Raw genomic sequence first — 14,142 nt, 5'->3', positions numbered from 1 at the left:
TCAATCCAGCCGCGGGCATAATAGCGCCTCTGCCGCCGGCTGAAAAGTCCGGAATCGCCGGCCGGCCGCTCCCGGCCGGACAGGTTGTCAATAAATCCAGCCGGCTTATTCCGCCGTCTCCCCTTTGCCCGCCATGCGGGCCAGGAAGTCATATTTCGCCTTCAAATCCTTTTCCGCCGCCTGATAGAGCGCGCTGGCCACCTCGGGCTGCTGGCTGTTCAGCCGCTTAAAGCGCTGCTCATTAAGCAGGGTAGCGCTTAACTCGCTGCTGGGCGGGCGTGAATCCAGCGACAGGGGGAGCTTGCCTTCATCGCCGCGGCGGGGATCGAAACGATACAGCGGCCAGAAGCCGGTGGCGGTGAGCTGGCGCATCTGGTCGTGGCTTAACGCCAAATCATAGCCGTGCTCTTCGCAAGGACTGTAGGCAATAATCAGCGACGGGCCGGGATAAGCCTCGGCTTCCTGAATGGCTTTCACCGTCTGGTTGAGCTGGGCGCCGAGGGAGATTTGCGCCACATAGACATGGCCGTACATCATCATGCTCACCCCCAAATCCTTGCGGACTTTGCGCTTGCCCTGTTCGCCGAATTTGGTTACCGCCCCCAGCGGGGTGGCTTTGGATTGCTGGCCGCCGGTATTGGAATAGCATTGGGTATCCAGCACCAGAACATTGACGTTTTCCGACAGGCTCAGCACATGGTCCAGGCCGCCGAAGCCGATATCATAGGCCCAGCCGTCGCCGCCGATAAGCCAAATGGATTTATCCACCAGATAATCGGCGTCCGCGGCCAGTTGCCTGCTGTCGCCGCCGGTATGGGGTTTCAACAGGGCTCTTAACTGTTCGATCTGTGCGCGGCGTTCCGGCACGGCCACTCCGTCGGCCTGCAATCCGGCCAGCAAGCTCTCCGGCAGCAGATCGCGATGCTGGTTCAGCAAACGCAGGACACGGCGGCGGTGCTGATCCACCGTCAGCCGGAATCCCAGCCCGAACTCGGCGTTGTCCTCAAACAGCGAATTGGCCCAGGCCGGACCGCGCCCCTCGGCGTTGGTGGTGTAGGGAGTGGTGGGCAGATTGCCGCCGTAGATGGAAGAACAGCCGGTGGCGTTGGCTATCAGCAGCCTTTCGCCATACAGTTGGGTCAGCAGCTTGATATACGGCGTCTCGCCGCAGCCGGAGCAGGCGCCGGAGTACTCGAACAGCGGGGTAATCAGCTGAGAGGTGCGGATGTCGATGCGTTCCAGCTGCTCGGGTTTCATTTCCGGCAGATTCAGGAAGAAGTCGTAATGGATCTTTTCCTCTTCCACATGCTCCAGCCGCGAAGCCATATTGATAGCCTTGATGTCCGGGTTTTGCCGGTCTTTGGCCGGGCAGACCTCCACGCACAGGTTACAGCCGGTACAATCTTCCGGCGCCACCTGCAAAACGTATTTCTGGCCGCGCATATCGCGGGATTTCACTTCCAGGGACGCCAGTCCGGCCGGGGCCGCGCTCATGGACTCGGGGGAGACCACCTTGGCGCGGATCGCCGAATGGGGGCAGGCCGCCACGCAGTGATTGCACTGGGTACACAGCTCCGGTTTCCACAGAGGGATGCGTTCGGCGATATTGCGTTTTTCCCAGCGGGTGGTGCCCACCGGCCAGGTGCCGTCCGGCGGCAGGGCGGAAACCGGCAGCGCATCGCCGAGACCCGCCAGCATCGCCGCGGTGACGGTTTTGACAAAATCCGGCGCCGCGTCGGACACCACCGGCGGGCGCAGCGGGCTGTGTTCATTGACTGCCCGCAGCGGCACGGCGTGCAGCGCTTCCCGGGTAGCCGCCAGGGCCTGCCAGTTGCGTTCCACCAGTTCCTGCCCCTTGCTGCTGTAGCTACGGGCAATGGCCGACTGCAGGGCGGCGAGGGCGCTGTCCTGGGGCAATACGTCGGTAAATTGGAAAAAGGCCATCTGCATCACCGTATTGATGCGCGCTCCCAACTGGCATTCGCGGGCAATCTGCGCCGCATTGATAATATAAAACTTAGCCTGGCGCTGGATCAGCAGCGCCTGCACTTCCTGCGGCAGCCGCGCCCAGATTTCGTCGGCGGCATAGGGGGTGTTCAGCAGGAAGATACCTCCCGGCCGCAGGCGCTCCACCATTTGGTACTTGTCGATAAACTGCGACTGATGGCAGCCGATAAAGTCGGCGTGGCTGATGAGGTAGGCCGAATTGATGGGATGTTCGCTGACCCGCAGGTGGGAAACCGTCAGGCCGCCGGCCTTTTTCGAGTCATAGACAAAATAACCCTGGGCGAACAGCGGCGTGCTGTTGCCGATGATTTTGATGTTGTTCTTGGTGGCGGAAACCGACCCGTCGCTGCCCAAGCCGTAGAACAAGGCTTCCAGTTTGGCGCGATGGGGTAAATCAGCCTCCGGCAACGGCAGGGACAAATGGGTAATATCGTCAAAGATGCCGACGGTGAAACGCGGCCGCGGCCGGGGCAATGCCAGCTCATTAAAAATCGCCAGGACGCAGGCGGGATCGAACTCTTTCGACGACAGGCCGTAGCGGCCGCCGATGGTGCGGGGCAGGCTGTCGCGCCGGCCCTGGCTATAGGCCTCCGCCAGGGAGGTCATCACATCCAGATAAAGCGGCTCCGCCAGCGCTCCCGGCTCTTTGGTGCGATCCAGCACCGCGATGCTACGCGCGCTGTCCGGGATGGCCGCCAGCAGATGTTCGGCGGAAAACGGGCGATAAAGACGGACTTTCACCATGCCCACCTTTTCACCCCGCGCCAGCAGGCTGTCGATAACCTCTTCGCAGGTGCCGATGGCCGATCCCATCAGGATTATCACCCGCTCGGCCTGGGGATGGCCGTAGTACTCAAAGGGTTGGTAACGGCGGCCGGTGGCGCCGGCAAACGCGTCCATTGCCTGTTCCACATGGGCAAACGCGCCGTTGTACCAGGGGTTGGTGGCTTCCCTCGATTGGAAATAGGTATCCGGGTTGGCGGAGGTGCCGCGAATGACCGGGTTATCCGGCGTCAGTGCCCGCTGCCGGTGGGCGTCGATGCCCGCCTGCGGCAGCAGGGTTTTCAGCGTATCGTCCGACAGCGGCGCGATTTTATTGATTTCATGGGAGGTGCGGAAACCGTCGAAAAAATGGATAAACGGCAGCCGGCTGTTCAGGCTGGCGATATGGGAGACCAGCGCAAAATCCTGCGCTTCCTGCACATTGCTCGCGCACAGCATGGCGCAGCCGGTCTGGCGTACCGCCATGACATCGGAGTGATCGCCGAAAATCGACAGGGCGTGGGTGGCCACCGTGCGGGCCGCCACGTGCAGTACAAACGGCGTCAATTGCCCCGCCAGTTTGTACAAGGTCGGGATCATCAACAGCAATCCCTGGGATGAGGTGAAGGAAGTGGACAAGGCGCCGGTCTGCAAGGCGCCGTGTACCGTGGCGATGGCGCCCCCTTCGGATTGCATCTCAACCACCCGCGGCACGTCGCCCCAGATATTGGCGGTGCCGGCTTCAGACCAGGCGGAAGCCAGTTCCGCCATGGTTGAGCTGGGGGTGATGGGATATATCGCGATAACTTCGTTAATACGGTAAGCCACCGAGGCGACTGCGTTATTACCGTCTGTGGTGATCATGTTCTGCCTTATTTGCTCAACGGATGATAACCATAAAATCATCGGGTTATCATAATTAGCCATGAGTATAACAGTAGCGGGCGCAGGGTATTTTTGCTTTTGTGCGACGGGGATGAATTATCCCAGGGCAGTTGCGGAATTGTTTGAACAGTATTCACTATATTACACTCCCTTTAACCCATTGGGATATAACGATGAATAACATAACAAGCCTGAAATCAGCTGCATTATCGGCGGGAAGTTCGCTTACGCCGGGCACGGTTCAAACGAAACCTTTAAAAAACGCTCTGCCTGTAGCAGCGGTGAATAACGAGAACGCCAGCCCGAATATCAGTCGTCGCGCCAGTCATAGTGAGTTCAGTGAAAAAGTGATGCTTGAAGTACAAGGGGTTACGCAACGCTGTCTAAAACTCGCCATAGAAGCGGTTTTGAATGGCGGCAACTGCCAAGCTACCGTCGACAAATACTGTATAAAAAATAAAGATTCCTTGCGTAAAATACACACCGCCTCCCTGATGGCCGGTCATGACGGTTCAGCGGGAGCGATGCTGAAAAAAGGAGAAAAATGGCAGAGCGTTGCCAAGAAGCATGGAATACACGATGAGAGGCTCTTAATGACCATAAAGTCATTTTCCGCCTGTATGGATAAAAAACAGGCCATTCTAAAAGACGTTCCCGCTGATGATGAGAAATATGAGGGTTCCACCTTAGATGAGGAGGCTGTGGCGCCCGGCGCTGCTGAAGATAAAGCGTCAGGCAAAAAACCGGGGAACTACCGGATAACCTCTTTGGATGCGGTGCTTGCCCATGATGCGATAATCAGCCTGGCGCACTTATAAAGCAGGGCGGCGAGTGAAAAGACTGGCCGGTCTGATGATTTTATAATCAAAAACGCAATTGAGTCTCGACGCATACATTTTGTGCGACTACACTGACAGCCTTAAGATTGTTCCTAATACCTCTTTCCGGAGCACATTGATGAAGGTGAGTCTGTGGTTATTGGCGACGTCGGCGCTGTTTTTGGTCGCCTGCAGCAGTCATTCCAATCAGGAACCTGAACAGCAGGGCACGTCGGCCCACTTGCCGCCTGAGCAGCGGGCGATGACGGTTATCGAGGCCAGCTGTATCAATGCGGGGGGCAGTCCCACCACCGCGCAGCAGCTGGACGGCAGCTCGGTGGAGATGTGCCAGCTGGCGGACGGCAAGCGCAAACCCATGGAAAGCCTGGCCCGCAACGCGCTGTAGTCACAGCTGTAATGAAAGGTGCGGGGATCCGGGAAAAAGTTCAACCGCCAAAGTCAAGACCGGACAAAAGTGATAGCCCGCTAAACCAGCGTCTTCAGAGTGCTGACAAACGTACTCGGAGTCTATGAGGCGGGGCAGGATGCTAGAAGAGTAAACCGTCCGCGCCAGGGATGGCGCGGATCGAGCCTCCAGGGATGGATTTACGGCGTGTTTACGATCTAGCATCTTGTCCCGACCGGGCACTTTGTCAACAAGCTCTTGCCCGCTAAACCAGCGGGCTATCTCACATCACTCTACGCCGCCGCCTTAAAACCGTCAGCCGTTCAGCAGATTCGGGCAGTGCTCCCCGCCGCTGATTTGCCTGAGATTTTGCAGGGTGATTTCGCCGATGCTGGTCAGCGCTTCTTCCGTCAAGAATGCCTGGTGGCCGGTGAACAGCACGTTATGGCAGGCCGATAGGCGGCGGAAGACGTCGTCCTGGATCACGTCGTTGGAATTATCCTCAAAGAACAAATCCCGCTCATTTTCATACACGTCCATCCCCAGGGCGCCGATTTTCTGAAGCTTCAACGACTCTATGGCCGCCTGGGAATCAATGAGCCCGCCGCGGCTGGTGTTGATGATCATTACGCCGTCTTTCATTTTGGCAAAGGCTTCCCGGTCCAGCAGATGGTGATTTTCCGGCGTCAAAGGGCAGTGCAGGGTAATGACGTCGGACTGGGCGAACAGCGTCGGCAGGTCTACGTATTCTGCCCCCAGTTCCAGCGCCTGCGCGCTCGGATAGGGATCGTAGGCCAACAGCCGCATGCCGAAGCCTTTCAGGATCCGCATGGCGGCCACGCCGATTTTACCGGTGCCGATAACGCCCGCGGTGCGATTATGCATATTAAAGCCTATCAGCCCTTCCAGCGAAAAATTGGCGTCGCGGGTACGTTGATAAGCGCGATGGATACGCCGGTTCAAACACATCATCAGGCCGATGGCGTGTTCCGCCACGGCTTCCGGCGAGTAGGCCGGTACGCGCACCACCGCAATGCCCAGTTTTTTCGCCGCGTCCAAATCCACATTATCAAAACCGGCGCAGCGCAGCGCCACCGTCTTCACGCCATGGGCGGCCAGTATTTCCAGCACGTCGCGGCCGCCGTCGTCATTGACGAAGATACATACCGCATCGCATCCTTCGGCGGTTTTGGCGGTACGCGGGGTTAACTGAAATTCGTAAAATTCCAGATCGTAACCATACTCTTCATTCACTTTTGATAAATATTTCAAATCGTAATTTTTAGTACTGTAGACGGCGATTTTCATACACTCTTCTCGCTAGCAAAATTTTCAACCCAAGTATGATATCTTGCAGACATCGGGACAATAAAGGAATGGCATGACCACAGTATCGGGCACTTTAGGGCGTAAAGGCGCTTTTTTTTTCAAGGCCCACCGTTTTCTGCTGTCGCTGCTGATGGTTATTTTCGTGCTGGTGGCCGCTGCCTGGTATTTTACGCCGGCCTGGCTGCCGCTATTGGAGCAGCGCTATCTGCCCGCCGACGTTCGTTTAATCCTCGACGGACGTCCCGCCTGGCGGCAGGGTCAGCTGGCGTTGCCGGATATCCGGTTAGTCCGGGGGAATTGCGATTGGCTGGACGGCAGCGGTGTCTCTCTTGGCCGCGGCAACGGCGGCTGGCGCCTTGATGCGCGACAGGTCACGGCGAATACCCTCTGCGCCGCGTCCGCCGCCGATAGCGGAGCGCCTTTGACATGGCAAGGGGTGCTGGGGGAATTGCCATCCTTCTCGCTGCATATCCAGCGGCTGTCGGTGGTCCCCTGGCAAGCCTATGGCGGCGAACTGCATCTGGTCCACCGGGGAAACGACACGCGGCTTAACTACCGCGGCGGCGAGGTGACGGCGGATCTGCGCATGCTGGACCGGCAGCTGACGGTGAATGATTTAACCCTCAATGATGCCGCCGGCCGCCAGTGGGTACGTTTACAGGGCAGCCTGGGCCTGTCCCCCCAGATACTGCTGCCGCCGGAGCGGGGCGCATTGACGGCCGGCATGGCTTCTCCCGACGGTACGCCGCTCATCGCCAGGTTTGACTGGCGGCAGCAAAACGGCGAGCTGACTATCAGCGACGGTCAGAAGGATTTCACCCTGGCGCGCTTACCCTGGCAGGTGAGCGATGAGTCCATTGCCATCTCCGGGGGCGAATGGCATTGGCCCTATGCGTCACAGCCCCTGGCGGGCCATATCAGCCTTAACCTGAAAAACTGGCAAGCCGGGCTGGTCGGCCTGGAAATCAGCGCCCGGCTGAATGTCCTCACCGAGGGATTGCGGGGTAAAGCCAACGCGGTTCTGAACCTGGGGCCGGGCAAAATCGGCCTGACGGATAACGCGCTGGATTTTCGCCTGACCGGGCTGGCCAATCAGGGTGATTTGTCTTTGGATGCCTCGATCCCGGGCCAACTGAGGGGCCCCTTGAGCGATCCTGTCTTGGTAATGTCCCCCGGCGCGCTGCTGAGGGTGGTGGGGCCGCTGTTCAATGTTTTGAATATCACCAGCGCCCGTTTACCGCTGGCGGGCATGCAGCTCTCCTCCCGCGGCCTGAGCGGCCGCTTGCAGGCCATCCTGCTGGCGGATGCCGCTCATATGGGGAATTTAACCCTGCATCTCGACGGACGGGCCAGCAACTTTTTGCCTGACCAGGGGCAGTGGCGCTGGCGCTATTGGGGTAACGGTTATCTCTCGCCGTTTCACGCCCGCTGGGATATCAACGGACGGGGCAGTTGGCTGGAAGATATGATTGAACTGAGCGAAATGAACAGCGGCTTCGATGGGCTGGAATACGGCCTGGTGCATGTGGATGAACCCCGCCTGAAGCTTGTAACCCCGTTCCGCTGGCAGCGCAAGGCGTCGCAGCCGGCGTTTAGCGGCGGGATGAGTCTGTCCGCCCGGCGCATAGACATCAAACGGGGCGGATACATGCCGCAGCCGCGCCTCGTATTGCAACTGTCGGGGCGCGACCCGCAGGATTTTCTTTGGCGGGGCAAGCTGCAGGCCGGCGCCATCGGTCCGGTAAGAGTAAACGGACGCTGGGACGGAACGCGCCTGCGCGGCCAGGCCTGGTGGCCGCAGCAGCCGCTGCGGGTATTTCAGACCCTGCTGGCGCCGGAGCTGAAAATGACCCTGCGGGACGGTGAATTCCACGCCCAGAGCGCCTTTTCAGCCGCTTCCGGGCAAGGTTTTCTGGCGGGGGGCCATGCGGTGGTGAGCGAGGGCGATGTCTGGATGCAGGAAAACCATTTACAGGGCATTGCCCTCGGTCTGTCTTACCGGTTGCAGGACCAGCGCTGGCTGCTGGGGGTCAAACAGCCCGTCACCCTGAATATCGACAAGGTGGTAACGCCAATTAACCTCGACCACCTGGCGCTCGGGCTGCAGGGCTATTATCCTTACGACGAAAGGCGGCCCCTGACGCTGACCCAGGCGGCGGTGGATACCCTCGGCGGCAGCATCCGCCTGTCGCCGCTACGCCTGCCGCAGCGGGAGGCGGCGGTGCTCAGCCTGAAATCCATTGAAATGAGCGAACTCGTCACCGTGCTTAATACCCGGCAATTTGCCGTCTCAGGCCGGGTCAGCGGCGAATTGCCGCTGAATTTCGCCGACCCGGCCGGCTATATTCGCCACGGCTGGCTGGCCAACGACGATAATATGACCTTGCGATTGGATAAACAGTTCGCCGACCAGTTGGGCAGCAGTAATCTGGCGACCCGTGCGGCCATTGACTGGCTGCGCTATATGGAAATCACCCGCACCCGCGCCGAGGTAGACCTGGATCGATCGGGGAATCTGCTGCTGCTGGCGCACATCACCGGCACCAATTCACAAATCAATGCTCAGCGGGAAGTCCGGCTGAATTACCGCCATCAGGAAAACCTGTTTCAACTGTGGCGAAGCCTGCGCTTCGGCACCCAGGTTGAACAGACGCTGGAAAAACAGGCGGCGCAGCCTGCGCTGACTACAAGGGGAGCGCAATGACATCGGGCATCAAACTCATGGTAATTCTGGCCGCGCTGACGGTGAGCGCATGCGTTCCGCGTATCGAGCTGGCGATGCCCAAGGAACCCATTACCATCAATATGAATGTCAGAATTGAACATGACATCAACATCACGGCGGACAAGCGCAGCGCCGCCTTGCTGCAGCCGGTGGTCTGTCCCGACGCCAACGCCTGCCCGCCGGCCAAATAAAAAAAGCGCATCCGAAGATGCGCAACAGTGCTTCATGGCAGAGAGGGAATACTCAGGCGGCAAACTGGTTGATTTGTTCTTTGGCTTCGTCCTGCGCCTTGCCGGCCACTTCCGGACCATAGGCGATGCCTTCGGCAAAGGCGAATTGCACATCGGTGATACCGATAAATCCGAGGAATAACCGCAGATAGGCGGTTACCAGATCGCTCGGGGTATCTTTATGGATGCCGCCGCGGGTAGTGAGGACAAACGCGCGTTTATTCTTGACCAGGCCTTCCGGACCCTGCTCGCTGTAGCGGAAGGTCACGCCCGCACGGGCAATCAGGTCAAAATAGTTCTTAAGCTGGGTGGAAATATTAAAATTGTACATGGGGACGGCAAAAACAATCACATCATGGGCCTGCAGTTCGTTAATCAACTCATCGGACAGGGTTAGGGCCTCCTGCTGGCGGGGCGTCAGGGTAGCATCCGCCGGCCGCAGGGCGCCCACCAATTCGCCATCCAGCACCGGTATCGGTTGTGCGGCAAGGTCGCGCACGGTAATCTCATCGCCGCTGTGGTTTTGCTTCCATTGTTCGATGAAATGATCGGCCAATTGGTTGGATTGTGAAAACGTAGCCAAAATACTTGATTTAATAACTAATACCTTACTCATCTTTTATTCCTTATTCTTCAATGGGGATTGACCCTTAGGCAATGAGTAACACTCTATTCACAAACCCCGGTCAGTGAAAGCGCAATATTTCGAGTTGTTTGTTCGAATTTACTGAACAAACCGGCGGCAGAGTTAAAGTCCTGCCGGCAGATATGATAAGCTGGCGAAATGAAAGCATCCGGGCCGGCACATTAAGCACTGTCCGGCCGCAGGTTTTGAGGAAAGATAACGTGAAGTCACCGCTGGCGGCGCTGTCCGCTTCGTTGGAGTCGGTAATGCTCCGCGATAAAACCGGTTTGCGCCGTCGTTTGCAGGGCGCCATGAAAGAGAGCCCGAGGCGCAAGCCGCCATAACCGAACACATTGCCGCCGATATCCGGCTTTCCGTACAGCGAGCGGAAAGCCGGCGGGCGGCCCGTCCGGATATTTCCTATCCCGAAGATTTACCGGTAAGCCAGAAGCGCGCCGATATCCTGCAGGCCATTCGCGACCATCAGGTGGTGATTATCGCCGGTGAAACCGGCTCCGGTAAAACCACCCAAATCCCGAAAATCTGTTTGGAGCTGGGGCGAGGCATCACCGGCCTTATCGGCCATACCCAGCCGCGGCGGCTGGCGGCGCGCACCGTTGCCGATCGCATCGCCCAGGAACTGGCGACGCCGCTGGGAGATGCGGTGGGCTACAAGGTTCGTTTCAACGATCATGTGGGCGATAACACCCTGGTGAAGCTGATGACCGACGGCATACTGCTGGCGGAAATACAGCAGGACCGGCTGCTGCTCCAGTACGACACGCTGATTATCGATGAAGCCCATGAGCGCAGCCTGAATATCGATTTCATCCTCGGCTATCTCTATCAACTGTTGCCCAAACGGCCCGACCTGAAAATCATTATCACCTCGGCCACCATCGATCCCGAGCGCTTTTCCCGTCACTTCAACCACGCCCCGATAATTGAAGTCTCCGGACGCACTTATCCGGTGGAGGTGCGATACCGGCCGGTGGCGGACGGAGCGGGGGATGGAGATAACGATCAGTCCCAGGCCATCTTTGACGCGGTGGCCGAATTGAGCCGGGAGTCGCCGGGGGATATTCTGATTTTCATGAGCGGCGAGCGTGAAATCCGCGATACCGCCGACGGCCTGAACAAGCTGGATTTACCCCATACCGAGGTGCTGCCGCTCTATGCCCGTTTATCCAACAGCGAGCAGAACCGGGTGTTCCAGTCCCATAGCGGCCGCCGTATCGTGCTGGCCACCAATGTGGCTGAAACCTCGTTAACCGTACCGGGGATCAAATATGTCATTGACCCCGGCACCGCGCGCATCAGCCGCTACAGTTTTCGCACCAAGGTGCAGCGTCTGCCTATCGAACCCATTTCCCAGGCATCCGCCAACCAGCGCAAAGGCCGGTGCGGACGGGTCTCCGCCGGTATCTGTATCCGGCTGTACTCCGAGGAGGATTTTCTTTCCCGTCCGGAATTTACCGATCCGGAGATTCTGCGCACCAACCTGGCGTCGGTTATCTTGCAGATGACCTCCCTCGGGCTTGGGGATATCGGAGCGTTTCCTTTTGTGGAAGCCCCGGATAAGCGCCAGATCCAGGACGGCGTGCGGCTGCTGGAAGAGCTGGGGGCCCTGGGGCCTGAAACCACGCGGGGCTATCGCCTGAGCCCCCTCGGACGACAGCTGGCGCAATTGCCGCTGGACCCGCGCCTGGCGCGGATGGTGTTGGAAGCCAGGAACAACGGCTGCGTGCGGGAGGTCATGGTGATTGCCTCCGCCCTGTCTATCCAGGATCCCCGCGAGCGGCCTATGGATAAAAAGCAGGCGTCCGATGAAAAGCACCGCCGCTTCGCCGATAAAGAGTCGGATTTCATGGCGTTCGTGAATTTATGGGATTATGTGCAGGAGCAGCAGAAATTGCTGCCCTCCAGCCAGTTCCGCCGGCTGTGCCGCACCGATTTTCTCAGCTATTTGCGGGTCAGGGAGTGGCAGGATGTCTATACCCAGCTGCGTCAAACCGTGAAAACCCTCGGCCTGCCGGTAAATACCCAGCCGGCGGACTATCGCGGTCTGCACTGCGCCCTGTTGACCGGCTTATTATCCCACATCGGCCAGAAGGACGTTGATAAGCACGAATACACCGGCGCGCGTAATGCCCGCTTTGCTATTTATCCCGGCTCCGGTCTGTTCAAAAAACCACCAAAATGGACCATGGTGGCGGAGCTGGTGGAAACCAGCCGCCTCTGGGGCCGCATTGCCGCCCGTATCGATCCGGAATGGATTGAGCCGCTGGCCCAGCACCTGGTCAAACGCAGCTACAGCGAGCCGCACTGGGAAAAAGCGGCGGGTTCGGTGATGGCGGTTGAAAAAGTGACCCTGCTGGGCCTGCCTATCGTCACCGGCCGCAAAGTCACTTACAGCCAGATCGACCCGGCCCTGTGCCGCGAACTGTTCATCCGCCATGCGCTGGTGGAGGGGGACTGGCTCACCCGCCATCCGTTCTTTCACGCCAACCGCAAACTGCTGGGTGAAGTGGAGGAGCTTGAGCATAAGTCCCGGCGCCGGGATATTCTGGTGGACGATGAAACGCTGTTTGCGTTCTATGACGGACGCATCGGCCAAGAGGTCGTGTCGGCGCAGCATTTCGACAGCTGGTGGAAAGAGGTGTCCCGGCAGGATCCCGACCGGCTCAATTTTGAAAAAAATATGCTGATCAAAGACGGGGCGGATGATATCAGCGCCCTGGATTATCCCAATGTCTGGCGACAGGGTAACCTTAAACTGCGGCTGAGCTATCAGTTTGAACCGGGAGCCGACGCCGACGGCGTGACGGTGCACATTCCGCTGCCGCTGTTGAATCAGGTCTCTTTACAGGGATTTGACTGGCAGATCCCCGGCGTTCGCCGCGAGCTGGTCATTGCCTTGATCAAATCCCTGCCAAAAACGTTACGCCGTAACTTCGTGCCGGCGCCGAATTATGCCGAGGCTTTTTTGCAGCGGGTAACGCCAGGGGAAGGCGGCCTGCTGGATGCGCTCGAGCGTGAGCTGCGTCGTATGACCGGCGTGACGGTGGACAGGGATGCCTGGCAGTGGGACCAGGTGCCGGATCATCTGAAAATGACTTTTCGCGTAATCGACGATCGGCAAAAGATCCTGGCTGAAGGCAAGGATCTGGATGCCCTTAAACTCAAGCTCAAGGCGGATGTGCAACAAACCCTGTCGGCGGTAGCCGATGACGGCCTGGAGCAGCGGGATCTGCATTTATGGAGTTTCGGTACTTTACCCAAGCGCTATGAACAGAAAAAGGGCGGTTATTCGCTGAAAGCCTACCCGGCCCTGGTGGATGAGAAACAGAGCGTCGCCATCCGCCTGTTCGAAACCGAGCATGACCAGCACCGCGCCATGTGGTTGGGTATCCGCCGGCTGCTGCTCATTAATATTCCTTCGCCGATCAAATACCTGCATGAAAATTGCCCAATAAAGCCAAGTTGGGTCTTTATTTCAATCCTTACGGCAAGGTGCTTGATTTGATAGACGACTGCATTTCCTGCGCCATCGATAAACTGATGGCCGAGCGGGAGGCGTGGTGTGGAGCGAGGAAGAGTACGCCGCCTTGCAGGAGCATGTGCGGGCCAATCTCAATGCGGAAGTGGTGGCTATCGCCAGTCAGGTGGAGCAGATACTGACGGCGGTGTTTGCTATCAATCAGCGTCTGAAGGGCCGGGTGGATATCGCCCTTGCCCTGGCGTTATCCGATGTCAAAAGCCAGATGAGCGGCCTGATTTATCGCGGTTTCGTTACCGGCAACGGTTGGAAGCGGTTGGGGATACTTTGCGTTATCTGCGGGCCATTGAGCGTCGACTGGAGAAATTGTCCGTTGATATTTACCGGATCGGGCGCAGATGCTGAAGATTGAACAAATTCAGCAGACCTGGCGGCAGTGGCTGGCGAAGCTGCCGCCCCTTCGGCGCGAGGATGAGGACGTGAAGGAGATTCGCTGGATGATCGAGGAGCTGCGGGTCAGCTATTTTGCCCAGCAGCTGGGTACGCCGTATCCTATTTCAGAAAAACGTATTCTGCAGGCGATGGATCAGGTGGAGTTGTAGGGGCGGCTCGTGCCGCCGGGCACGTTTTAGTCCGGTGATGGCGAGGTCTCCCTTTGGCCGGTTCGTTGTACGTTCGGCGATCGCGGGCCTACCGCGCTGTGGGGCGCTCCGGCGGGCGGTAAAACCACGCCCGCTTCTGCCCCAGCAGCACGGTCTTCCTTTAACACGAATCATTGCACGATCGGCGATCGCGGGCCTACCGCGCTGTGGGGCGCTCCGGCGGGCGGTAAAACCACGCCCGCTTCGGCCCCATC

At 58.5% G+C, this 14,142-nt stretch carries 7 protein-coding genes and 1 pseudogene; 5 read left to right on the top strand and 3 right to left on the bottom strand.

What is annotated here, in order from left to right:
* Positions 1–105 precede the first annotated feature (105 nt).
* Positions 106–3,633 carry a pyruvate:ferredoxin (flavodoxin) oxidoreductase gene (gene nifJ / locus GTU79_RS15140; RefSeq protein ID WP_214513102.1) on the bottom strand — a complete coding sequence of 1,176 codons (3,528 nt, stop codon included), beginning with the start codon at positions 3,631–3,633 and terminating at the stop codon, positions 106–108.
* Between the two features lie 194 nt (positions 3,634–3,827).
* On the opposite strand from nifJ, the gene GTU79_RS15135 reads away from it, so the two are divergent.
* Together GTU79_RS15135 and GTU79_RS15130 are read left to right on the top strand one after the other, a co-directional pair.
* On the top strand, positions 3,828–4,472 hold the full coding sequence (locus GTU79_RS15135) for a hypothetical protein (RefSeq protein WP_203521328.1): 645 nt from the start codon (positions 3,828–3,830) through the stop codon (positions 4,470–4,472).
* 139 nt (positions 4,473–4,611) lie between these two features.
* Positions 4,612–4,878, top strand: coding sequence for a DUF333 domain-containing protein (locus GTU79_RS15130; protein ID WP_132921464.1), 267 nt, complete (start codon positions 4,612–4,614; stop codon positions 4,876–4,878).
* Between the two features lie 315 nt (positions 4,879–5,193).
* Here the strand turns inward: GTU79_RS15130 and GTU79_RS15125 are convergent, their stop codons facing one another.
* A complete protein-coding gene (locus GTU79_RS15125; protein WP_132921465.1) occupies positions 5,194–6,186 on the bottom strand; it encodes a 2-hydroxyacid dehydrogenase in 993 nt (330 codons plus the stop codon).
* Between the two features lie 73 nt (positions 6,187–6,259).
* Between GTU79_RS15125 and GTU79_RS15120 the strand changes: the two genes are divergently transcribed.
* Positions 6,260–8,911, top strand: coding sequence for a YdbH family protein (locus tag GTU79_RS15120; protein ID WP_214513101.1), 2,652 nt, complete (start codon positions 6,260–6,262; stop codon positions 8,909–8,911).
* Positions 8,908–9,123 (top strand): YnbE family lipoprotein, encoded by a 216-nt coding sequence (locus GTU79_RS15115; protein WP_132921467.1) that lies wholly within the window; start codon positions 8,908–8,910, stop codon positions 9,121–9,123. Before GTU79_RS15120 ends, GTU79_RS15115 begins: the two co-directional genes overlap by 4 nt.
* A gap of 52 nt (positions 9,124–9,175) precedes the next feature.
* Here the strand turns inward: GTU79_RS15115 and GTU79_RS15110 are convergent, their stop codons facing one another.
* Entirely contained in the window at positions 9,176–9,778 is a 603-nt protein-coding gene (locus GTU79_RS15110) for an FMN-dependent NADH-azoreductase (protein ID WP_132921468.1), read from the bottom strand.
* A gap of 275 nt (positions 9,779–10,053) precedes the next feature.
* Between GTU79_RS15110 and hrpA the strand changes: the two are divergent.
* A pseudogene (hrpA, locus tag GTU79_RS15105) lies at positions 10,054–13,888 on the top strand (ATP-dependent RNA helicase HrpA).
* Positions 13,889–14,142: the final 254 nt, after the last annotated feature.

Origin of the sequence: Sodalis ligni, assembly GCF_016865525.2 — a bacterium.
GTDB lineage: Bacteria > Pseudomonadota > Gammaproteobacteria > Enterobacterales > Enterobacteriaceae > Acerihabitans > Acerihabitans ligni.
The sequence above is the reverse complement of the archived record's forward strand: the minus strand, read 5'-3'. Positions and strand labels throughout refer to the sequence as shown.

Bases quoted from the DNA above. Each gene is read 5' to 3' on its own strand.
- nifJ (WP_214513102.1), bottom strand. From the start codon at position 3,633: ATGATCACCACAGACGGTAATAACGCAGTCGCCTCGGTGGCTTACCGT.
- GTU79_RS15135 (WP_203521328.1), top strand. From the start codon at position 3,828: ATGAATAACATAACAAGCCTGAAATCAGCTGCATTATCGGCGGGAAGT.
- GTU79_RS15130 (WP_132921464.1), top strand. From the start codon at position 4,612: ATGAAGGTGAGTCTGTGGTTATTGGCGACGTCGGCGCTGTTTTTGGTC.
- GTU79_RS15125 (WP_132921465.1), bottom strand. From the start codon at position 6,186: ATGAAAATCGCCGTCTACAGTACTAAAAATTACGATTTGAAATATTTA.
- GTU79_RS15120 (WP_214513101.1), top strand. From the start codon at position 6,260: ATGACCACAGTATCGGGCACTTTAGGGCGTAAAGGCGCTTTTTTTTTC.
- GTU79_RS15115 (WP_132921467.1), top strand. From the start codon at position 8,908: ATGACATCGGGCATCAAACTCATGGTAATTCTGGCCGCGCTGACGGTG.
- GTU79_RS15110 (WP_132921468.1), bottom strand. From the start codon at position 9,778: ATGAGTAAGGTATTAGTTATTAAATCAAGTATTTTGGCTACGTTTTCA.